The sequence below is a fragment of the Cupriavidus sp. UME77 genome (assembly GCF_014170355.1).
Lineage (GTDB): Bacteria > Pseudomonadota > Gammaproteobacteria > Burkholderiales > Burkholderiaceae > Cupriavidus > Cupriavidus basilensis.
In genome coordinates this window covers 1-22225 of sequence record NZ_LZZU01000065.1, presented here as the reverse complement: position 1 = coordinate 22225, position 22225 = coordinate 1, and the positions used below count along the sequence as shown (strand labels likewise).

21 protein-coding genes are annotated in these 22225 nt (G+C 66.1%); 15 read left to right on the top strand and 6 right to left on the bottom strand.

Going from position 1 to position 22225, the window contains the following annotated elements; genetic code table 11:
- Positions 1-14: 14 nt before the first annotated feature.
- Positions 15-1007 (bottom strand): alpha/beta hydrolase, encoded by a 993-nt coding sequence (locus A9975_RS26220; protein WP_183035294.1) that lies wholly within the window; start codon positions 1005-1007, stop codon positions 15-17.
- A gap of 314 nt (positions 1008-1321) precedes the next feature.
- Between A9975_RS26220 and A9975_RS26215 the strand changes: the two genes are divergently transcribed.
- Together A9975_RS26215 and A9975_RS26210 are read left to right on the top strand one after the other, a co-directional pair.
- The gene (locus A9975_RS26215) at positions 1322-2389 is read left to right on the top strand and encodes a maleylacetate reductase (RefSeq protein ID WP_183035293.1); all 1068 of its coding nucleotides are present in this window, start codon (positions 1322-1324) and stop codon (positions 2387-2389) included.
- Positions 2390-2454: 65 nt separating this feature from the next.
- Positions 2455-3333: an NAD(P)-dependent oxidoreductase gene (locus A9975_RS26210; protein WP_183035292.1), complete on the top strand. Its 879-nt coding sequence runs from the start codon at positions 2455-2457 to the stop codon at positions 3331-3333.
- A 21-nt stretch (positions 3334-3354) separates the two neighbouring features.
- On the opposite strand, the gene A9975_RS26205 is transcribed toward A9975_RS26210, so the two are convergent.
- Positions 3355-4269 carry a LysR family transcriptional regulator gene (locus tag A9975_RS26205; protein ID WP_183035291.1) on the bottom strand — a complete coding sequence of 305 codons (915 nt, stop codon included), beginning with the start codon at positions 4267-4269 and terminating at the stop codon, positions 3355-3357.
- Between the two features lie 211 nt (positions 4270-4480).
- Between A9975_RS26205 and A9975_RS26200 the strand changes: the two genes are divergently transcribed.
- The 8 genes from A9975_RS26200 to A9975_RS26165 all read left to right on the top strand — a co-directional run bounded on the left by A9975_RS26200 (position 4481) and on the right by A9975_RS26165 (position 12410).
- Positions 4481-5806: an amidohydrolase family protein gene (locus A9975_RS26200; protein WP_183035290.1), complete on the top strand. Its 1326-nt coding sequence runs from the start codon at positions 4481-4483 to the stop codon at positions 5804-5806.
- Positions 5807-6282: 476 nt separating this feature from the next.
- Positions 6283-7791, top strand: coding sequence for a sugar ABC transporter ATP-binding protein (locus tag A9975_RS26195; RefSeq protein ID WP_183035289.1), 1509 nt, complete (start codon positions 6283-6285; stop codon positions 7789-7791).
- Positions 7784-8740, top strand: coding sequence for an ABC transporter permease (locus tag A9975_RS26190; RefSeq protein ID WP_183035288.1), 957 nt, complete (start codon positions 7784-7786; stop codon positions 8738-8740). The genes A9975_RS26195 and A9975_RS26190 overlap by 8 nt, the downstream gene beginning before the upstream one ends.
- Complete coding sequence (locus A9975_RS26185) at positions 8737-9705, top strand: ABC transporter permease (protein ID WP_183035287.1); 969 nt, start codon at positions 8737-8739, stop codon at positions 9703-9705. The genes A9975_RS26190 and A9975_RS26185 overlap by 4 nt, the downstream gene beginning before the upstream one ends.
- Before the next feature lie 54 nt (positions 9706-9759).
- Complete coding sequence (locus tag A9975_RS26180) at positions 9760-10725, top strand: sugar ABC transporter substrate-binding protein (protein ID WP_183035286.1); 966 nt, start codon at positions 9760-9762, stop codon at positions 10723-10725.
- A gap of 88 nt (positions 10726-10813) precedes the next feature.
- Entirely contained in the window at positions 10814-11701 is an 888-nt protein-coding gene (locus A9975_RS26175; protein ID WP_183035285.1) for an intradiol ring-cleavage dioxygenase, read from the top strand.
- A gap of 5 nt (positions 11702-11706) precedes the next feature.
- Complete coding sequence (locus A9975_RS26170) at positions 11707-12009, top strand: YciI family protein (protein ID WP_150989025.1); 303 nt, start codon at positions 11707-11709, stop codon at positions 12007-12009.
- Between the two features lie 89 nt (positions 12010-12098).
- Positions 12099-12410, top strand: a complete 312-nt coding sequence (locus tag A9975_RS26165) for a Dabb family protein (protein ID WP_370565527.1) — start codon at positions 12099-12101, stop codon at positions 12408-12410.
- 57 nt (positions 12411-12467) lie between these two features.
- Here the strand turns inward: A9975_RS26165 and A9975_RS26160 are convergent, their stop codons facing one another.
- Both A9975_RS26160 and A9975_RS26155 read right to left on the bottom strand, forming a co-directional pair.
- Entirely contained in the window at positions 12468-12692 is a 225-nt protein-coding gene (locus A9975_RS26160) for a hypothetical protein (protein ID WP_183035284.1), read from the bottom strand.
- A 268-nt stretch (positions 12693-12960) separates the two neighbouring features.
- A complete protein-coding gene (locus A9975_RS26155; protein ID WP_183035283.1) occupies positions 12961-13386 on the bottom strand; it encodes a YqjD family protein in 426 nt (141 codons plus the stop codon).
- Positions 13387-13623: 237 nt separating this feature from the next.
- Here A9975_RS26155 and A9975_RS26150 point away from each other — a divergent pair, with 237 nt between their 5' ends.
- On the top strand, positions 13624-14067 hold the full coding sequence (locus A9975_RS26150) for a PRC-barrel domain-containing protein (protein WP_183035282.1): 444 nt from the start codon (positions 13624-13626) through the stop codon (positions 14065-14067).
- Between the two features lie 253 nt (positions 14068-14320).
- Positions 14321-15883 (top strand): class I adenylate-forming enzyme family protein, encoded by a 1563-nt coding sequence (locus A9975_RS26145; RefSeq protein ID WP_183035281.1) that lies wholly within the window; start codon positions 14321-14323, stop codon positions 15881-15883.
- A 58-nt stretch (positions 15884-15941) separates the two neighbouring features.
- Here A9975_RS26145 and A9975_RS26140 read toward each other — a convergent pair whose 3' ends face one another.
- On the bottom strand, positions 15942-16889 hold the full coding sequence (locus tag A9975_RS26140) for a LysR family transcriptional regulator (RefSeq protein WP_183035280.1): 948 nt from the start codon (positions 16887-16889) through the stop codon (positions 15942-15944).
- A 155-nt stretch (positions 16890-17044) separates the two neighbouring features.
- Here A9975_RS26140 and A9975_RS26135 point away from each other — a divergent pair, with 155 nt between their 5' ends.
- Positions 17045-18043: a tripartite tricarboxylate transporter substrate binding protein gene (locus A9975_RS26135; protein WP_183035279.1), complete on the top strand. Its 999-nt coding sequence runs from the start codon at positions 17045-17047 to the stop codon at positions 18041-18043.
- Between the two features lie 42 nt (positions 18044-18085).
- Positions 18086-18973, top strand: coding sequence for an oxaloacetate decarboxylase (locus A9975_RS26130; protein WP_183035278.1), 888 nt, complete (start codon positions 18086-18088; stop codon positions 18971-18973).
- 200 nt (positions 18974-19173) lie between these two features.
- On the opposite strand, the gene A9975_RS26125 is transcribed toward A9975_RS26130, so the two are convergent.
- The gene (locus tag A9975_RS26125; protein ID WP_255503454.1) at positions 19174-20424 is read right to left on the bottom strand and encodes a serine hydrolase; all 1251 of its coding nucleotides are present in this window, start codon (positions 20422-20424) and stop codon (positions 19174-19176) included.
- 389 nt (positions 20425-20813) lie between these two features.
- Between A9975_RS26125 and ltrA the strand changes: the two genes are divergently transcribed.
- A partial coding sequence (ltrA, locus tag A9975_RS26120; RefSeq protein ID WP_370565523.1) for a group II intron reverse transcriptase/maturase occupies positions 20814-22225 on the top strand: 1412 nt, incomplete at its 3' end.

The window sequence follows — 22225 nt, the reverse complement described above, 5'->3', positions numbered from 1 at the left end:
CGCTGCCATGCCAGTCATTTCCCGGCCAAGCCATCCAGCCGCTCCACGGCCTGCACCGCTGCCGCGCGGGCGGCCGGTGACACCGTGAGCATGATGTGGCCGGTGCCGGGCACCAGCGTTACCGGAATATCCGGGCGGCCCGCGTCGGCGAACACTTGTGCAAACCTGGCGGCGACAAACACTTCATCGTCCTGCCCGGCCAATACCGCTGCCGGCTTGTGGATCTCGCGAATATCGCGCTGGTAGTCCTCATCGGGCTGGAAATTCGTCGCCAGCGCATAGGAATAGGTCGGCGTCAGTTCGGCGCGCGGTGCGTCGTTGATGGCAAAGGCCAGTACGGGCAAGTGGTTGAAGGCGGTGATGCCGATCCGGTTCAGCAGCGTGAGCGCGATCACGCGCGGCACGCCGACCGAGACCCAGCCGCCGGCGTCGGGGCGGAACGTGGGCGCGCGGCGGTTCGTATAGGGCGCCATGAACAGGTAGTTGTCAAACAGGGCCTGGCGCGCGCCGCCGGCCACGCGCAGCGCAAAGCCGCCGCCCGATGAAAATCCCACCAGCGTCTTCGGGCCGGCGGGCTGGACGGTGCTCACAAAGTCTTCCAGGTCGTCATCGAGCTGCCCGATGTAGGCAATATCGCCACGCGGGCCGGAGGCCCCGTGGCCGCGCATATCCAGGGCATAGGCCGTGAAGCCGGCCTGCGCGAAGTTTTGTGCAAGCGGATGCATGCTCTGGCTGTTGGCCGAGGAGCCGTGCACCAAGACCACGCTGCCCCGGCTGGGCAGACCGCTGGCGGGGGGATAGCGGCGGTAGGTGAGTTGCGCGCCGTCGCGTGCCGCGTAATGGGCGGGGGCCGGCAGCGCGGAGAAATCCACGTCCTTGAACGGATCGCTGATGCTCAGCATCGGCTTTGGCCGGGTCGGGCCGCCGGCGGCCAGCGCCGCGGCAAGGGCCACGAGCACCACGGCGAGTATGGCGGAGACGGCGAGCGTGGCGGTTCGAAGTTTCACGGTATTCGCTTTGCGCAAGGGTGGAATGGCAGAAGGGACCGCGCTGGCAGGACAGAATCGAAAAGTGCGCTAGTCCAGCCCGGAAGCTAGCACCGAATCCGGCGCCGCGCGACATCCGTTAGTAAAAGGCGTGAATTCTTCCGCCTGCGTCAAGAGTGTTTTCCCATCCCGGCATTTCTTTCCGCCCGGCGGAAGGCTAACGTCCATTGGCGCGTCCGCTGGCTGTGGTTCATGGCTGCGCAAGGCCACAAGCGCCGGGCAAGACACACGACAAGCGGGCATAGAACCTGATCCTTGCGGAGGAAGACAAAGCCATGCCAACGTCATTTTTATACGTGGCCCAGCCCACGCGCGTGCTGTTTGGCGCGGGCACCCTGAGCCAGGTGGGGCCGGAACTGGAGCGGCTGGGCGCCAGGCGGGCGCTGGTGCTGTGCACGCCCAACCAGGCCGAAGACGCAACGCGGCTGTCCGACGCGCTCGGGCCGTTGTCCGCCGGCATCTATCCTGGCGCCGTGATGCACGTGCCGGTGGAATCCGCCCGCGCGGCGATTGCGCACGCGCAGGAAGTGGGCGCGGATTGCATGATCGCCCTTGGCGGCGGGTCGACCACCGGGCTGGGCAAAGCCATCGCGCTGACCTCCGGCCTGCCGATCCTGGCGATTCCCACCACCTACGCCGGGTCCGAGATGACGCCGATCTATGGCCTCACCGACGCCGGCCTGAAGAAAACCGGCCGCGACCCGCGCGTGCTGCCGCGCACCGTGATCTACGATCCCGTGCTGACCGTGGGCCTGCCGGTGGCCTTGAGCGTGACCAGCGGCCTGAACGCCATCGCCCACGCCGCCGAGGGGCTGTACGCCGAGGATGCCAACCCGGTGACGTCGCTGATGGCCGAGGAGGGCATCCGGGCGCTGGCCCGCGGCATTCCCCGCGTGTTCGCTGCGCCCACCGACCTGGATGCCCGCGCCGATTGCCTCTACGGTGCATGGCTGTGCGGCACGGTGCTGGGCAGCGTCGGCATGGCGCTGCACCACAAGCTGTGCCATACGCTGGGCGGCAGTTTCAACCTGCCCCATGCCGAGACGCACACGGCGGTGCTGCCGCACGCCATGGCCTATAACGCCTTGGCCGCGCCCGATGCCATGGCGCGGATCCGCCGGGCCATGGGCGGGGAGGGCATCTCCGCCGCCGCCGCGCTTTACGACCTGGCCGCCCGCCATGGCGCGGCCACGGCGCTGCGCGATATCGGCATGAAGGCCGAGGACCTGGACCGCGCCGCGGATATCGCCTTGGCCAACCCGTACTGGAATCCGCGCCCGATCGAGCGCGCGCCGATTCGCGAATTGCTGCAGGCCGCCTTTGAAGGCGTGCGCCCGGACTGAGCGGGCCAGCAAACACACCACACACGACGCACAACGCATAGCGCATAGCGCACCGGAGACAAACAATGCAGATCGGCTTTATCGGAATTGGCAAGATGGGCTTGCCCATGGGGCGTCACCTGGCCGCGGCCGGGCACGCGGTCGAAGGCTTCGACCTGTCACCCGCCGTGCTGGAAGCCGCGCGCCAGGCCGGGTTGAAGACGGCCGGCTCGCTCGCGCAGGCAACCGCCGGCAAGAACGTTGTGTTCAGCTCGCTGCCGCACGATGCGGCCTTCGAGGCCGTGGGCGCGCAAGTGGCTGAGCTGGCCGCGCCGGGCACGCTGTATATCGATACCAGCACGGTGTCGCCGCAAGCGTCCGCTCGCGTGGCCGCCGTGCTGGCGCAGCGCAACATCCCGTACCTGCGCGTGACGGTATCCGGCAACAACAAGATGGCCGAGGCGGCGCAGCTGACCTCGCTGGTATCCGGCCCGGCGGCCGCCTATGCGGCGGCAAAGCCGCTGCTGGCCGCGCTCGGGCCGGCCCAGTTCTACCTGGGCGAAGCCGAGCAAGCGCGCCTGATGAAGCTGGTGGTGAACCTGATGATCGGCCTGACCTCCGGCATGCTGGCCGAAGCGCTGGCACTCGGCGCCAAGGGTGGCCTCAAGTGGCAGGACATGTGGTCTGTCATCACCGCCAGCGCGGTGGCCGCGCCCATCGTCAAGGCCAAGTCGGCGCAGCTGGTCGAGAACGACTACACGCCCACCTTCACCGTGGACCAGATGCTCAAGGACGTGGGACTGATCCTGGATGCGGGCGCCGACCTGCGCGTGCCGCTGTCGCTCACCGCGCTGCTGGGCCAGATGCTGCAGGGCGCCGCCGCGCAGGGCATGGCCGGCGACGATTACGCCGCGGTGATCAAGTCCACGCGGCTCGCCGCCGGGCTGCCCAGCGTCAATGGCTAGGCAGGGCGCTTAAGCGCACCGTCACGACGTCCACTTGCGCTCGTAGTCCATGCGCTCGAAGTGCGCCACCAGGTAGTCGATGAACAGGCGCACCTTGGCGGCCAGGTAGCGCCGGCTCTGGAAGGCGATGTTGATGGTGAGCCGGGGCAGGTCCCAGTCGTCCAGCACCGGGATCAGCCGGCCCGCCACGATATCGTCGTAGACGATGTACTTGGGCTGCACCAGGATGCCCAGGCCTTCCAGCGCGGCCGCGCGGATCACCTGGCCGTCGTTGGACTCCAGCTTGCTGCGCACCGTGATCGTTTTCTCCTCTGCATTGCGGGTAAAGGCCAGCTCGTGCGGCCGGTTGGCGTACGAGTAGATCAGCATGTGGTGGCGCAGCAGGTCGTCGACGTTGCGCGGCGTGCCCATGCGGTCCAGGTAGCGTGGCGAGGCGGCCAGGATGCGGCGCGTCTCGGCCAGCCGGCGCACGGTCAGGCCGGAGTCCGGCTCGAACTCCCGCGTGCGGATGGCCAGGTCGATGCCACTGTCCATGATGTCGTAGTAGCGGTTGGCCGCAAGGATGTTCACGTCCACCTTGGGATAGAGGCTGGTGAAATCCGGCAGCAGCGGCGCGAGGTGCTTCATGGAAAACGACAGCGATGCGGTGACCGTCAGCGTGCCGCCCGGCTCCAGCACATTGGCGTTGACCGCGGCTTCCGCCTCCTTCATTTCCGTCAGCACGCCCTTGCAGCGCCGGAAAAACTCGTGCCCCACATCGGTCAGGTAAAGACGGCGCGTGTTGCGCTCGATCAGCCGCGCCGATAGCCGCTGCTCCAGCGAGGTGAGGTAGCGGCTTGCCGCCGCGTTGGAAATGTCCAGGCGCTCGGCGGCCTTGCTGATGCTGCCCAGCTCCGCGATCTGGACGAAGAGTTCGAATTCGGTCCAACGGTCCATGCCTTGTCTCCCCGTGTGTCCCTTGGTCCGCCGCGCGAGCCGTTTTGATTCTCTCGCCTGGCGGAAAGAAGATTTCCTTATCCGTCGTTTTTTTCCATTTGCCGGCAGTATAGAGTTTGTTCCAGCGCCTGTCAGGCAGGACAGGATGCCTGCAAAACCCAGAGCGGCGCGCCGGCCACAGGCAGCGCCGCCAGGCAACGGAGACACACCCATGATCCTGGTACGCGGGGCCACTCTGGTCACCATGGAACCCGCCCTCGGCGAGTTCACCGGCGATCTGCTGATCGACGGCGAGCGCATCGCCGCCATCGCACCGCATCTCGAAGCGCACGGCGCCGAGCTGATCGACGCGCGCGGCTTCATCGTCGCCCCAGGCTTTGTCAACGCGCATATGCACACCTGGCAGACCGCGCTGCGCGGCGTTGCCTCGGGCTGGACGCTGACCGAGTATTTCCGGCAGATGCATGCCGGGCTGGCCACGCGCTTCACGCCCGATGACATCGGCATCGCCACGCTCGTCGGCGCCTGGAACCAGCTCGATTGCGGTACCACCACGCTGGTGGACTGGTGCCACAACAATCCCACGCCGGCGCACAGCGATGCCGCGCTGGACGCGCTGGAGCATGCCGGCATCCGCGCCGCGTTCCTGCACGGCTCACCCAAGCCAGACCCCAAGCCCGGCGCGCTGCCGTTCTGGGAAATGCCGCACCCGCGCGGCGAGGTGGAACGCCTGTCCAGGCGGCTGCAAGGCTCATCCCTGCTCAGCCTCGGCCTGGCCATCCTCGGCCCGCATTACTCGACGCTGGAAGTGGCGCTGCACGATTTTGCGCTGGCACGGGAATTTGGCCTGCTGGCCAGCATGCACCAGGGCGGCGGCAGCGCCCGCACGCCGCAGGGGTGGGAGCGGCTGGAGCAGGCCGGGCTGCTTGGCCCCCATATCAACATCGTGCACGGCAACAACCTCACCGACGCGCAGCTGGCGCGCTTCGTCGGGCTGGGCATGAGCTTCTCCGTCACGCCGGAGAACGAACTGACGCAGGGCCATGGCTTCCCCATCACGGGCCGGCTGACGCGCCTGGGCGCCGCGCCGTCGCTCGGCGTGGACCTGGAATCGGGTTTGTCCGGCGAGATGTTCATCGCCGCGCGCATGGCGCTGGGCATCCAGCGCGCGCTGGACCATGCCGGGTACCGCCAGCAGCACGGCGAGATCGCTCCCGCGCACGCGGTGAGCTGCCGCGATGCGCTGGACTGGATCACGCTGGCCGGCGCGCGGATGCTCGGCATGCAAGACCGCATCGGCTCGCTGGCCGTGGGCAAGCAGGCCGACCTGGTGATGATCGACGCCCGCAAGCTCAACATGATGCCGCTGCACGACCCGGTGAGCGCCATCGTGATGCAGGCCAGCCTGGCCAATATCGACAGCGTGTTCGTGGCAGGCAAGGCGCGCAAGCGCCACGGCCGGCTGCTGGTGGACGGGCTGCCGGGCAAGCTTGAAGCGCTGCGCGCGTCGGGCGAACGCCTGGCGGCGGGGCAGTGAGCGCAAGCGATGTCGCGCAGGCAAAAGGAAGGGCGGTGGCAGCGGCAAACACGGTCACTTCGAGTGACCGCCCGCCCTCTCCCCCGGCGCCCACAAGTGGGAGAGGGGAGCCAACCAGCGGCAAGATCAACCACTGTGGTAGCCGTGTTTCCCGCCCGAAGGGGCGGGAAACACCCACGGCGATGCGAAGCGAGCCGTGGAGGTTCACCCAGGCCGTATGGGGCGCCCTGGGGTGTCGCCCCATCCGGCGCGCCTTCTTTGCCTACTTTCTTGGCAAGACAAGAAAGTAGGTCGCCGCCCCGCAGGGGCGGTGAAAATGCAGTTGCCTTTGCCGTCATCAACGTGCCACCAGCGCCAGGAAGCCACCAACGATACCAACGATACCAACGATAAGAAGGAGACCACATGCATCGACAACCCGCCCCGCACGGCATCGGCATCGGCATCGGCGCCGGCAAGATCTTCAGGCTCGCATCATGAACGCAATCACCGAAATCACGCCGCTGTTCGAGATGCGCGGCATCTGCAAGCACTTCCCCGGCGTGAAGGCGCTGGACGATGTGTCGTTCGCCATCTACCCCGGCGAGGTGCATATGCTGCTGGGCGAGAACGGCGCCGGCAAGTCGTCGCTGATGAAGGTGCTGTGCGGCGTCTACGTGGCCGATGCCGGCGAGTTCTATCACGACGGCAGCCCGGTGGCGATCGCCAGCCCGGCCGACACGATGCGCCTTGGTATCGCGGTGATCTTCCAGGAGTTCTCGCTGGTGCCTTACCTGGACATCGCGCAGAACATCTTCCTGGGCCGCGAGCCGCGCGGGCGCATTCCCGGCTCCGTCGATGCCGCCAGGATGCACGCCGAAGCGCGCCGCATCCTGGATATCCTGGGCATGGAGGTGAGCACGCGCACGCCGGTGCATGCGCTGGGCGTGGCCCAGCAGCAGATGGTGGAGATCGCCAAGGCGCTGTCGCAGAACGCGCGCATCCTGGTGCTGGATGAGCCCACCGCGGCGCTATCCGAGCGCGAGACCGAGAAGCTGTTCGCCGTGATCGCGCGGCTCAAGGCCGATGGGGTGTCGATGATCTATATCTCGCACCGCATGGCGGAGGTCTTTGCGCTGGGCGACCGCATCACCATCTTGCGCGACGGCCGCAAGGTAGGCGCCTGCCTGCCCGGCGACGCCACCCCGGACGAACTGGTGGCGCGCATGGTCGGGCGCAAGGTCGACATGAGCTACAGCCGCGAGCGCAGCGCGCAACTGGGCGAAGTGGCGCTGGACGTGCGCAACGTCAGCGCGGACACCGGCATCGCGGATATCAACCTGCAGGTGCGCGCCGGCGAGATCGTGGGCCTGGCCGGGCTGGTGGGCTCGGGCCGCAGCGAGGTGGCGCGCGCCGTGTTTGGCGCGGACCCGATCCAGCAGGGCGAAATCCACATCTTTGGCAAGCGTCTGGCCGGCGGCCCGGACCGCGCCCGTGAGCTGGGTGCCGCGCTGATTCCGGAAAGCCGTAAGTCGGAGGGGCTGGCGCTGATCCGCACGGTGCGCGACAACCTGCTGCTGGCCGGCTTGCGGCGCGCCTTTCCCGCGCGCTGGTATCGCGCAGACAAGGCCGAGGCGCTGGCCGAGCGCGAGATCGCGCGGCTGCGCATAGCCACGCCCGACGGCAACCAGCTGGCGCAGTTCCTCTCCGGCGGCAACCAGCAAAAGATCGTGATCGGCAAATGGCTGGTCGCCGAAGCGAAGCTGTTTATCTTCGACGAGCCCACGCGCGGCATCGACGTCGGCGCCAAGGCCGAGATCTTTGCGCTGATCGACAGCCTGGTGAAGCAGGGCGCCGGTGTGCTGCTGATCAGCTCCGAACTGCCGGAGATCATCAATGTCTGCGACCGCACCTATGTCATGCGCGGCGGGCGCATCGCCGGCGAAGTCGCCCATGGCGAGATGACCGAAGAACGCATTCTGCAACTGGGGATGAACGATGCTTGATACCAACGCACTACCGCGGCCGCTCGGCCTGTCCACCGGCAAGGTGCCCGGATCGGTCTGGGTGCTGCTGCTGCTTTCGCTGGGCTTCAGCGCGACGGGCTCGGGCTTCCTGAGCGTGGAGAACCTGCTGAACATCGGCGCGCAATCCACGATCTTGCTGCTGATCGCCTTGCCGATGACGCTGATCATCATGACCGAAGGGCTTGACCTGTCCATGGGGGCCGTGCTGACGCTGTGCGGCGTGGTGCTGGCGATGGTGATGGTGGCCACGCAATCGCTGCCCCTGGCCTTGGGCGCGGCGCTGCTTACCGGGCTGGCGTTCGGCCTGCTCAATGGTGCGCTGGTGTCGTGGCTGGAGATCCCGCCGTTCGTGGCCACGCTCGGCACGCTGGGCGTCGCGCAGGGGCTGGCGCTGGTGGCCACCGATGGCCAGAGCGTGACCGGTATCGGCGACACGATTCCGCTGATCTACGCCGGGCAACTGCTGGGCGTGCCGCTCCCGATCTGGATCGCGGTGGGGTTCTACGGGCTGTTCCACTGGCTGCTCTACCACACCCGCTTTGGCGCCTATGTGTTCGCGCTGGGCGGCAACCGCGAGGCGCTCAAGTTCTCCGGCGTGCGCATCAATGTCTATCTGATCGCTGTTTATGCGCTGGGCGGGCTGATGGCCGGCGTGGCCGCGCTGCTGCTCACGGCGCGCATGAATGCCGGGCACCCCACGGCGGCCATCGGGCTGGAGTTCGATGCCATCGCCGCGGTGGCGGTGGGCGGCACCACCTTCGACCGCGGCAACGGCTGGCTGCCCGGCACTGTGCTAGGGGTGCTGGCGGTGGGGGTGCTGCGCAACGGGCTCAACCTGGTGGGCGTGCAGTCGTCGGTGCAGGTGGCGGCCATCGGGCTGCTGGTGCTGGTGGTGCTGCTGATCGAATCGTTCAAGGGGAAAGCATGAACACGGCGACTCTGTTCCCGCCACTTTCGGCGGATGCCCGCTCGTTTGCCTACCGGCTGTTTGCGCTGGGCCTGCTGTGCCTGCTGCTGGCGGTGGCGTCCGACGCGTTCCTGACGCTGGGCAACATCCTTAACGTGCTGCGCCAGGCCAGCCTGCTGTTCCTGCTGGCGTCTGGCGTGACGCTGGTGATCCTGACCGGCGGGCTGGACTTGTCGGTGGGCGCCAACGTGGCCATGTCGGCCTGCGTGGCGGCCACCGTGATGAAGGCCACCGGCTCCACCCTGCTCGGCGTGGTTGCAGGGCTGGGCACCGGCGCGCTGATCGGGCTGGCCAACGGCCTGCTGGTGGCCATGCTGCGCATCCCGCCATTCATTGCCACCTACGGCATGTTGTGGGTGCTGCACGGCGTCACCTACTGGTTCATGGCGGGCGAGACCATCCACGGCTTCCCGCCGGCGTTCCGGGCGATCGGCAGCGGCTACCTGTGGGGCGTGCCCATTCCGGTGTACCTGATGCTGGCGTTCCTGGTGGCGGGCACCGCCATGTCGCAGAAGACCACCTATGGCCAGGAGATCTACGCCCTCGGCGCCAATCCCGTCGCGGCCCGGCTCTCCGGCGTGCCGGTCAAGCGGCGGCTGGTGCTGGTGTACCTGGTGAGCGGCGCCATGGCCGGCATCGCCAGCCTGGTGTTCCTGGCGCGGCTCAACTCGGCCGAGGGCGACATCGGCGAGGCGCTGACGCTGCCCGCCATCGCCGCGGTGCTGATCGGCGGCACCTCGCTGTTCGGCGGCGTGGGCCGGGTATCCGGCACGCTGGTCGGCGCCATCATCCTCACGCTGGTGCTCAACGGCATGAACCTGCTCACCGTCAGCGCCAACTGGCAACCGCTGGTGACGGGCGTGATCGTGGTGCTGGCGGTATTCCTGGATACGCTGTCGCGCAAGCGGCTGGGCGTGAGGTCTTAGCTCGACGTCGTCAAACAAGCTCGCAAGCTTTTCATTCAAGACAAAGGAGACAACATGAACGTACGTAACCTGAAGCAACTGGCCGGCTTGCTGGCCCTCGGCATCCTGGCCGCGCCGGCCCACGCGGACGGCGAGCGCATCGCGGTGTTCACCAAGAACCAGACCAACCCATTCTTCCAGGTCGTGCGCCAGGGCGCGGATGCGGCGGCCAAGAGCATGAACGCGCGCGTCACCCACTACATCCCCACCAAGCCGGACAGCATCCCGGAGCAGATGAGCCAGATCGAGGACGTGATCGTCAAGAAGGCCGACGCCATCGTCTTCGTCCCGGTGGACTACAAGGCCATGGGCCCTGGCGTGAAGAAGATCAACGCGGCCAACATCCCGGTGGTCAACGTGACCGACAAGAGCGACGTGGGCAATTTCGTCTCCTTCATCGGCGCCAGCGACTACGACCTGGGGCTGAAGACCGCCACGCACCTGTTCAAGGCCATGGGCGGCAAGGGCAATGTGGTGCTGCTGGAAGGCATCAAGGGCTCGCTGACCAATATCGACCGCGTCAAAGGCATGCACGACGCGCTCAAGGCCTTCCCCGGCATCAAGCTGGTGGCCTCGCAGCCGGCCAACTACCAGCGCCTGCAGGCCCTGCAGGTGATGGAGAACCTGATGCAGTCGTACCCGCAGATCGACGGCATCTTTGCCACCAACGACGCCATGGCCATCGGCGCCATCGAGGCGCTGCAGGGCGCCAACCGCAAGGCGCTGGTGTCCGGCATCAACGGCACGCAGGAGGCCATCGACGCGATCAAGGCCGGCACCATGCTTGCCACGGGTGACTACAATGGATTTGCCCAGGGTTGCCTGGGCATGACCGCCGCCATCCGCAAGCTGCGCGGCATGCCGGTCACGCAGAGCATCGTGCTGCCGGCCACGGTGGTGGACAAGACCAACTACCAGTCGATCGACATCCCGGTGAGCAAGCGTGCCTGCCCGCGTTGGGAAGATGCCGCCAAGGCCTGATCCTGATGTCCGCAAGAACGACCACAATAACGACCACAAGAACGTCCACAAGAACGTCCGCAAGAACGACCACAAGGGAACACGCATCATGCGCAACCTAGACGAAGAGACCATCACCCAGGCCGTGCTGGCGCGGCATGCCGACATGCCCAACGGGCGGATGAAGGAGATCATGACCAGCCTGGTCCAGCATCTCCACGCCTTTGCCCGCGAGGTGCATCTCACCGAGGCGGAATGGGCCGAAGGCATCAAGTTCCTGACCGAAGTCGGCCACACTTGCACCGGCAGCCGGCAGGAGTTCATCCTGCTGTCCGACACGCTTGGCCTGTCCACGCTGGTCACCGCGCAGAACCACAAGAAGCCGCGCGGCTGCACCGAGGCCACGGTGTTCGGGCCGTTCTACGTGGACGACGCGCCAGAGTACGAACTGGGCGCCGACGTAGCCAACGGCATGACCGGCGAGCCGTGCTACGTCAGTGGCAAGGTCAAGAGCGTGACGGGCGAGGTGGTGCCGAACGCGCGGCTGGAAGTCTGGCAGGCGGATTCGGAAGGCTTCTACGATGTGCAGCAGGCGGGGCTCGATGGCCACCAGGGCCGCGGCACGCTGACAGCCGACGAGCGCGGCGGCTTTCACTTCAAGTCGATCGTCGCCGAGTGCTACCCGATTCCGCATGATGGCCCGGTGGGCCGCATGCTCGATGCCATGGGCCGCCATCCGTGGCGTCCGGCGCACCTGCACTTCATGATCTCGGCGCCGGGGTTTGAGACGCTCATCACCCATGTGTTCCGGGAGGGCGGCGAGTACCTGGATTCCGACGCGGTCTTCGGCGTGCGCAGCTCCCTCATCGGGGACTGGGTGCGGCACGAGGCCGGCACCGCCCCGGATGGCACGCCATCGGCCACGCCGTTTTACACGCTGGATTTCGATTTCATTCTCAACCCGGCACCGGCAGCGCCGGCGCCGTCCCGGAGGTAGGCCTCATGCTGTTCGTATTCCATCTTCTCGACAAGCCCGGCACGGGCGAACTGCGCGCCCGCGTGCGCCCGGCGCACAAGGTCTATCTCGGCGCCAAGGCCGACAGCATCGCCTTTGCGGGCCCGCTGCTGGCCGAGGACGGCACCACCATGGCCGGCAGCCTGCTGGTGATCGATTTTCCGTCGCTTGCCGAGGCCAAGGCGTGGCTGGCCGGGGAGCCCTTCACGCAGGCTGGGGTCTATGGGCAGTCGACCGTGCATGGCTTTAGCAACCTGTGGCCGCAGAAGGTCGGTTTCCCGCCGGCCTGACGTTGGCCGCGCGTTGGCTTGACGTGAAGAACATCGGGAACATCAGGAAAATCAGCCAAGATCCGCCAAGATCGGCAAAGGGAGAAATCGTGTCCATCGTCAAACACATCGTGATGTGGAACCTGCGCGGAGAAACCGAAGTCGACAAGCAAGACGCCGTGGCGCGGCTCAAGCTTGCGTTCGAAGGGCTTCGCGGCCGGATCCCCGGAATGCGCCACCTGGAAGTCGGCGTGGACTCTAGCAAGGTCAACTACGCCTGCGACGTGGTCCTGTACTCCGAGTTCGAATCGCAATCGGCGCTGGAGGGGTACGCTACCCACCCGGAGCACCTGCGGGTGAAGGAGGAACTGGGTGACTTGCGCATTGCACGCCACCAGGTGGACTATGAGCCGTCTGCGTGAATGACGCGTGGATGACGCGTGGATGACATAAGGGAGGTAACTGGAGGCGGTCAGGCGTCAGGCGCTGCGCGCCGCCGTCCCCTGGCTAGCCGGCGGAAACACGCACCACGAGCCGTCGCCGTGGCGGAAGAAAAACAGCATGTCGGCCTCGCGTTCCACGCCGACATAAGGCACCCGGCCGGTACACATCCTGCCGAAGCGCGCAACGCGCACCGGCCGGCCTTCGGCAGGGCCAATCCATTTGGCCACGATCGCATGCAGGTTGGTGGTGTCTGATCGCATTTCCGTTCTCCCGGTTCCGTTAGCCGTTAGCCGTTAGCCGCTGGCCGCTGGCCGTTAGCCGCGCTCGGGGCTGGGCCCTTGATTCCATGCTAGGAGGGAGCGGGCCGGGGCGAAGTCGGAAAGACGGTAAATGCGCATCGGCGGACGAGGAATCCGGCGTCAGCAAGTGGCTTACAAATTGGCTCACAAACAGGGGTGCTGCGGCGGCACAGGGCTGCCCGGCCTCGCCAGGAAGCCGGTGCGCGCCTTGGTCCGCCCTTGGTGCGCTTCAGTCTCGATCTCGGCCAGCGCTGCGTGACATCAGCAGGCCCAGGATGATGCCAACGCCAACCGCCATGCCCATGGACCGCAGCGGCTGCGCCTTGACATAAGCCGCGGTGTCCTCCGCGCGCTGCGTGATCTGCTGGCGCACGTTGTCCGAGATGCCTTTGGCCGCCTCCTTGGTCGTGGCCATCTTGTGCAGGAAGTCCTGTTTGGCCTCTTCCATCGCGGTGGCCGACAGGGACGGCAGGCGGGCGATCAGGTCGTCCAGCTCGCGCTTGAGGCCGGAAGCTTCGTCCCGCGCGACAGCGCCGATCTGCCGGCCGGCGGATCTGGTGGCATCCAGCACGTTCGAGGTAGCCGTGCCAACCTTGCCGGCGATACGCGAGGCCTCGTCCTGCGCCGACGATTGTCCATTGCCAACGGTTTCCATGTGGGTTCTCCTGAAGAGTGTTTGGGGGCAGGGTCCAGGCGCAGCTTTCGTGCCATGTGGCAACGCACGCTCGTTGCGGCAACAGGGCGGGTCGGCACGGGTCGGAAAGGAAAGAAAGTTACCGGCTTTTGTAATTCTTCCCGTGATCCCGAAGCCCATGCCGCGGCGCCGCCTGCCCCAACGGCCTGGCATGTTCGTTGCGCGCTCTCTGGCACCACCCTTTTTCAGGAGACGAACATGGGACAACTCAATCCCGGCATGCCTGCCGGCAGCAGGGGCGCGGCCATTGTCGGCCGCGGTGTGGGCGATGGCCCGGGCCCCGATGTCATGGGCGCATCGACGCTCGAGGGCGACAAGGTCTATTCCTCGGACGGCGAACATGTCGGCAAGATCTCTGAGATCATGCTCGACGTGCGCGGTGGCCGCATTGCGTACGCGGTGCTTACCAGCGGGGGCTTCCTCGGCATGGGCGACACGCTGCACGCCATTCCCTGGGGCGCGCTCACCCTGGACACCGACGAAAAGTGCTTCCGCATCGGCGTGACCGCGCAACGCATCAAGGATGCCCCGGGTTTCGACAAGGACAGCTGGCCGGCCATGGCGGATCCTCAATGGGGCACCACGCTGCATGAGTACTATGGCCGCAACCCCTACTGGATCGGGGATGGCGGGCCGCTTTGAGCCAGGTTGCGCGCTGAAATGACCTGCGTAGTTACCTCGTAGTTACCTCGTGGTTACCTGTTAGTGCGGGCTGTCCCACCGGTGTGGGGCAGCCTTGCCGTGTCCATGCGAAAATCTACCCCGGCCTGCGGAAATACCGGCAGGCCCACGGGATGAACGCCGCTGCCCTGGACGTTCAAGACGATAAATTCGCGCGCGAAGGCGGTCCCCCGGACCTGTTGATCGCGACGCCAAATGGAGACAGGACCTTCCTATGGGCATCACAGAATTTCTGACGCAGCCGATCGGCAACCTCGCGGACTGCGTCCGCCTGCACGCCGCAGAGCGGCCCGGGCATGTCGCGGTCGTCGACAGCCGGGGCTCGCTTACCTATGCCGAGTTCGACGCACTGGCCGACCGCGTCGCCACCGCTTTGCAACGCGACGGCCTGGAGCCCGGCGCCTCGCTTGCCATCTGCGCGGCAGCGTCCATCGAATACGCCGCCATCCTGATCGGCGGCCTGCGCGCCGGCGTTGCCCTGGTGCCGCTCGCCCCGTCCTCCACGCCGGCAAGCCTGGCCGGCATGGTCGAAGACTCCGACGCCCGGGTGTTCTTTGTCGACGCGGACGTCCTGCGCGAGATCGAGCCGGTGAAGGATCGTATCCAGGCCCGCCTTATCGGGCTGGCCGACGCCCCCGCCGGGCTCGCGTTCGAAGCCTGGCTGGCCCCGCACGGCAGCCGCCCGCAAGCGCATGCCATCGCGCCGCATCAGGTGTTCAACATCATCTACTCCTCGGGCACGACCGGCACGCCCAAGGGCATCGTGCACGCCCACGCCCTGCGCTGGAACCAGATCCGCCGTGTCCAGGAATCCGGCGGCTACGGCCCCGACGCCGTCACGCTGATCTCCACGCCGCTGTACTCCAACACCACGCTGGTGAGCTTCATCCCCACCCTGGCGCTAGGCGGCACCGCCGTGCTGATGCCCAAGTTCGACGCGCAGCGCTATCTGCAACTGGCCGCGCAGCACCGCGTCACGCACAGCATGCTGGTGCCGGTGCAATACCAGCGCCTGATGGCGCGCGCGGACTTCGGTGACTACGACCTGTCGTCGTACCGGATGAAGTTCTCCACCAGCGCGCCGCTTTCCGCCGCGCTCAAGGCCGATATCCTCAAGCGCTGGCCCGGCGGCCTGGTGGAGTACTACGGCATGACCGAAGGCGGCGGCAGCTGCGTGCTGGCCGCGCACGAGTTCCCCAACAAGCTTCACACCGTGGGCAAGCCCATGGAGGGCCATGACATCCGCCTGATCGACGACGACGGCAATGAAGTGCCGGTGGGCGAGATCGGCGAAGTCGTCGGCCATTCCAACGCCATCATGGCCGGCTACCACAAGCAGCCGGAGAAGACGACCGCGGCCGAATGGCGCGACGCCACCGGCAAGCTCTTTATCCGCACCGGGGACGTTGGCCGCTTCGACGAAGACGGCTTCCTCACGCTGATGGACCGCAAGAAGGACATGATCATCAGCGGCGGATTCAACATCTATCCCAGCGATCTCGAAGGGATCCTGCAGCAGCATCCGGAGGTGCTGGATTGCGCGGTGGTTGGCGTGCCCTCGCAGCGCTGGGGCGAAACGCCGGTGGCCTTTGTGGTTCGGCGCGATGGTGCCACGGTGTCTGGTGATGCCTTGATGGCCTGGACCAACGAGCAGGTTGGCAAGACGCAGCGGCTTGCCGTGCTGGAACTGGTGGATGTGCTGCCGCGCAGTGCGATCGGGAAGGTGCTCAAGCGGGAACTGCGGGACGGGTTCCGGCCCGGACGGCCGCTGGACTGAGGCGGGGAGGGCGGGGCGCACGCGCCTGGCTGGCGCGCCTCTGTCGCCAGCGATTGCGTTATTTTTGCCGTGCGCCCGGCCCTTGCCTTCTTGCCTTCCCAGCCTCCGGCCACAACGGCGAGCTCACGGAGAAATCCGCCTCGTCCATCGTGATTGCCTTCAGCGACCGGACCACGGCACGCGTGTCCCCCGTGCGCCACTGGAAATAGTAGGACAGGTTGTGCGGCGCCGGCGTGCTCGTCAGCTCCGCCAGCTTGCCGGCACGCACAAACGGCTCCACGTAGGACTGCGGGAACAGGCTGATCCCCACGCCCGCCATCACCATGGCAATCAGGGCCGACAGGCTGTTGCAAACCAGCGCCCTGGGAATCTCCAGCTTCTGCGCCGCCGCCCATTTCTCGAAGGCCTGCGTCAGGCCCGCTTCCGCGCTAAGCATGATCACCGGATGCTCGGTGAAGTGCCGGGGCGTGAGGACCGTGCCGCCAGCCAGCCGCTGCGGCGCCGCCATCCATTTGTACGCCAGCTCGCCGACCTTCTCCTGCGACAGGTTGGGCGAAGCGCAGGGGCCGGGAATGATCGCGAAATCCAGCTCGCCGCGCTCCAGCTTGCGTTCCAGGTTGCGCGTCAGGTCCACCTGTGGCTCCAGCACCAGGTTCGGGTGCAGTTCGCGCACCCGCGCGACCAGGCTCGGAAACCAGGTGGACGCCACCAGCTCGCTGATGCCGAAGCGGCAGCTCCCGCGCAGCGCGCTTGCCATGTCCAGGTCCGAGCGGATGCGGCTTTCGATGTCGAGGATCTGGGCGGCATGCTCAAGCAGGCGCTCGCCCGCGTCGGTGATCACCGAGCGTTGCCCGGTACGGTCGAACAAGGCCTTTCCCAGATCGTCTTCCAGCTCGGCGATGCGCTTTGACAGCGATGACTGCGTGACATGCAGCCGCGCGGCGGCGACGGAAAAACTGCCGAGTTTTGCGGCCCAGTAGAACGCTTCCAGCTGCTTGAGTGTCATGGCGATGCCTTGGCCCGGCGATGCGTTCGCTGCCCGGCTCGCGTGCGGTCATTCCAGAATCTCACCGGGGGACGTGAGGATTTGTCGCTTTCTTCCCGCGCGGGAGGTACGTATCGTCTGGCCATTGTCAATATCGGCTGGGAGAGGGAAAGATCATGCGGCACGGGCTCAAGGCATGCAAGGCGCATCACGCAATCCACACGCTGGGCGCGTTGCTTCTGTTCGCAACGGGCGTGGCGGCGACGCCGGCCAGGGCGGAATGGCCCAGCGATCATCCCATCCAGGTCTATGTCGGGTTTGCCGCCGGTGGCGGCACCGATACCATGGCGCGCACGATGGCGCCGTTCATCCAGCGCTACCTTGGCGCAAACGCCAGCCTGGTGGTGCAGAACAAGCCCGGCGCCGCTGGCGAGATCGCCAACCTCAACCTGATGCGCTCGGCGCCGGACGGCTACACCGTTGGCGTGGTCAACCTGCCGGCCATGGCGTTTTCGCCGCTGTACCGGAAGACCAGCTTCGATCCGGCCGCGCTGCGGCTGGTCGCCCGGGTGCTGAGCGACCCGACCATCCTGGTCACGCGCAAGGATAGCCCGTACAACAACCTGAAGGACGTGGTGGCGGCGTTGAAGAAGAAGCCGGCGTCGCTGTCTTTCGGTCACAACGGGGTCGGGACGAACGGGCACCTGGCGCTACTGCAATTGCAGAACGTGGCGGGCGTCAAGGTCACCGACATCCCCTATAACGGGACGGCGCAATCCAAGACGGCTTTGTTTGGCGGGCATATCGATCTTGCGGCGGTCACCACGGGCGAGCTGCAGGATGCGAGCAAGGAGGCCGTGCCGCTGAAGATCATCGCGCAGATGGGGGAGAAGCGCGCCGCTTCGCTGCCCGATGTGCCCACGGCCCGGGAGCAAGGCTTTGACGATGTGATGCCGGCCGAGCGGGGGATCGCGGTGCCCGCGGGCGTGCCGCCAGCCATCGTGGAGAAGCTGCGCGCGGCCATCCGGGCGACCCTCAAGGATCCGGAGTACCTGAAGAAGGCCGGCAACGATGCGCCGGTGCTGGCCTACCTGCCGGGAGACGAGTGGGCCCGGGAAATCGCCGCGCGCAAGCCCATGATGCGCAAGCTGGCCGACGGCATGCCCAAGGAGTGACAAGCCCCATGACGTTCCAACCATCCTCGCGATCCTAAGTCCATGCCACGCATTGCCCCGGTTCAAAAGACCGCATCCCTGCGCACCCTGCTGCAACGGGAATCGTTCGTCGTGGCGCCTGCCGTCCACGATATCTTCAGCCTGCGGCTGGTGGAGCAGGCGGGCTACCAGAGCGCCTGCATCAGCGGCGCCATGCTGTCGTACAGCCTGCTGGGCGTGCCGGACATCGGCCTGCTCACGCTGACGGAATGCGTGGAGCACTGCCGGCGGCTGACCCGCGCCTCATCCATTCCCATCACCGCAGATGCGGACGCCGGCTATGGCAACCCGCGCGGTGTCCATTACGCCGTGGAACTGTTCGAGGAAGCTGGCGCGGCCGGCCTGAACATCGAGGACCAGGTGGTGCCAAGGCGCTGGGGCTCGGCGGCGGCCAAGGAGGTGGTGCCGCTTGGCGAGATGCTCGCCAAGATCGACGCCGCGCAGCGCGCCAGGCGCGACAGCAACTTCATGATCATTGCCCGCACGGACGCATTTGCCTGCGAAACCACCGAGCAGGTCATCCTCCGGGCAAGGGCGTACCAGGCGGCGGGCGCCGATATGCTGCTGCCCATTGCACCGCGCACCGAGGACGATATCGCCCGGCTGGTGCGCGCGCTGGATATCCCGGTGACGCTGAGCGCCGGGACCGGGCTGGCGCCAAGCCCGTCGGCCGCGAATGTTGCGCTGGAGCGGCTGCGCGAACTGGGGGTTCGCCGGGTTAGCCTGACCACGTTGCTGCCGGGCGCGGCGGTAGCCGGGATGCGGCGCAGCCTGGACGCCGTGCGGCGCGCGGGCAGCGATGACGGGATGGCGGCAGCGGGGGCGGCGAGCCTTGGGGCGCTGTTTGATGCGGCAGAGCAGATGGCTTTTGAGGATGCCCTGCTGCATTGACTGGAGACTGGAGACTGGCAACTGGCAACTGGCAACTGGCAACTGGCAATAGCGGGTCGATTGGGTTGATTGGGTTGATATGCCCGCCAGGCCGTCTGCCTCCTGAGGCCGGCCTCGCCAACGATCCGGGGCGCCCGCCGAATTGACCGGGTCCGCGACGACGATCGACCCAAGGCGCACACCCGGGGCAATCCACGTTTCTACCAGTCGCCATAGGCCGATACGATGCCACGCAGCAGCGCGTCGCGTTCCGCGCCAAGGTGGGCGCCGCTCGCGTCGCCCGCGGCATCCTTGCCGACAGCGGTATGCACCACCACCAGGTTCAATGCGGGATCGACGAAGATGGCCTGCCCGTAGACACCCAGAAGGGCAAAGCGGCGGTGACTGCTGGGCAGGATCCAGGTCTGCAGGCCATAACCGTAGTAGGTGCTGCCGTGGTACTGCATTTGCCCCGGCCGAAATGCTTCGGGTTGCCGTGTTGCGTCCGTCATCGCGAGCAGGTGGTCACGTGATACCACGGCGGTGCCTCTCACCAGTCCGTCGGCTGCCATCATCAGGCCCAGGCGGGCGTAGTCGTGCAGCGTGGCATTGAAGGCGCCTTGCGCGAACACGTCCTGGTCGGCCGGATTCACCAGCCAGGTCGCCTGCGCTTGGGCGCCGATCGGCTTCCATAGCTTCTCATCGACGTAATCACAGAGCGTGCGGCGCGTGGCGCCGCGCAACACCAGCCCCAGGATTTGAGTCTGAGCCCCGGCATAGTTGAAGCGCTGCCCTTCGGGATCGCTGCGCGCCGTGATCAGCCGGGCGGCCTGAGCAACGCCAACCCGGCGCACGGCATCGTTGAACCGGACCCGGTCGTCGTGCTCCGAGTAGTCCTCGATAAACCGGGCGCCCGAGGACATGCGCATCAGATTCACGATTCGGGTCTGTCCGTACAGCGTGTCCTTGAGTTGGGGCGCGTAGGTCTCGGCAGGGTCATCAAGCGAGCGGATGAAGCCCTCTTCCTGCGCCTTGACGATGGCCAGCGCGGTAATCGTCTTGGCCATCGAGTTGGAGAGCATCCGCATGTCGGCGCCGCGCATGTAGTTGTAGCGCTCCGCGACAATCTCGCCGTCCTTCACGACCAGAAGCCCGGTGGCGCGCTGTCGCTGCATGTAGTCGTCCAGTGTCAGCTTGCTGCCACGAAAGCGGTAACTGAACGGCGTCTCGGTGGCGGCCTTCTTCAGCGCAAGCGGATCGTCTGCCGGAGCGAGCGCACAGGATGGATTGAAGCTGTCCATCGCGCTGAACGAACCGACGAGATAGGGCTCCGTGTAGGCTTGCTTCAGGCTGCGAGCCGGTGGATAGCCCTCGGCCCTGCCCAGGGATGCTTCGTCGGGAGCGGCGGCGCTTGCATTGACGGCGAGCAAGGCAATCAGCGGGAAGCAGAGCAGGCGAGCGATCGTCATCATGGCGGGAGGTCATTGCGATGGCAGCATATTCTCATGCCACCGATGCAGCACGGCGCCGCTGACTATTATCAATTTCCATCGCTCGACGTCCCCACCGCTTCACCCTTGCGCGCATCCGTGGTACTGTATAAACATACAGTGTGCGCCGGCTAACCGGCAAGGAGTAAAGGGTGAAAGTCCCTGACAGCAGAAGATTTAGCGAATCACGCTGTCCCCGAGTCATGCGTTGTGCGCCGCGAGGCGCGCAGCGAAGCGTTGACAGGGGTGCGTATAGGCCAGCCATTGAGCCGCGAAAAATTTATCCAGTCCCGGGTGCCGACGCACTACTGTTTGCGGAAGGCAACACGGACGGGCGCGCTTGCGCGAGCGCCCGGACGACTCAGCCGATGATGTACGGACGAGAGAAGTCGGACTTCCCCATAGTAGCGACGAAGCTGGCGAACAAGTCCGGGCAACCGGAGGCGGAGTCGGTGGAGCCAAGGGGGAAGGCCAAGGGGAACACGGATTGGTTACACACGTCCCGGACGCTGAGCCGGATCAGCGTGTCCCAGAGATTAGTCCGTGTGCGGGAAGCCGCAAGGCAAAGGAAGAAGGAACGGTTCACAGCACTGTTCCACCTGATTGATCTTGAGTTGCTACAGACGTCGTTCTTCTGGCTTAAACGGAAGGCGGCGGCCGGGGTCGATGGGGTGACATGGAGCGACTACGAGCAGGATCTAGAGGAAAACCTGAGCGACCTGCACGGGCGCTTGCACCGCCAAGCCTATCGGGCACAGCCCAGCCGCCGGCAGTACATACCCAAGGCGGATGGAAAGCTGCGCCCTCTGGGCATTGCAGCGCTGGAAGACAAGATTGTCCAGCGTGCAGTGGTGGAAGTGCTCAACGCGGTCTATGAGACGGACTTCCTTGGGTTCTCGTATGGCTTCAGGCCACGGCGCAGTCAACACGATGCGCTGGATGCACTGGCCACCGGGATAGCGCGAACTTATGTGAACTGGATACTGGACGCCGACATCAGTCGATTCTTCGATACCGTCAGCCATGACTGGCTACTGCGGTTTCTGGAGCATCGCATCGGCGACCGGCGCGTGTTACGCCTGATCGGCAAATGGCTGAAAGCTGGCGCGATGGAAGATGGGGTGGTTACGGCCACCGAGGAAGGTACGCCGCAGGGTGCAGTCATCTCGCCCTTGCTGGCCAATATCTACCTGCACTACGTCTTCGACCTCTGGGCGAACCAATGGCGCAAGCGCCATGCGCAGGGGAACGTCGTGATCGTTCGATATGCCGACGACATCGTCGTCGGCTTCGACAAGGCCGATGATGCCAAACGCTTCAGGCGTGCCATGCAGCAACGGCTGGAGCAATTTGCGCTCAGGCTTCACCCGGAGAAAACCCGTTTGATCGAGTTCGGCCGCTTCGCAGCCGCAAATCGAGCCAAGCGGGGACTGGGCAAGCCCGAGACCTTCAACTTCCTCGGATTCACCCACATCAGTGGACGAGCCAAAGATGGCAAGTTCATGCTTAGGCGGCACACCCGGCGCGACCGGATGCAGGCCAAGCTACGGGAAATCAGGGAGGAGTTGAGACGCAGATGGCACCAGTCGATCTCGGAGCAGGGGAAATGGCTAAGGCGGGTGGTGCAAGGCTTCCTCAACTACCATGCTGTGCCGACCAACACGCACGCCATACGTGCATTCCGATTCCTAATTGCAAAGCTCTGGTGGCGCGCGCTGCGGCGCCGCAGCCAGAAGGACAGCACCACATGGAGTCGGATGGCGCGGTTGGTTCGCGATTGGTT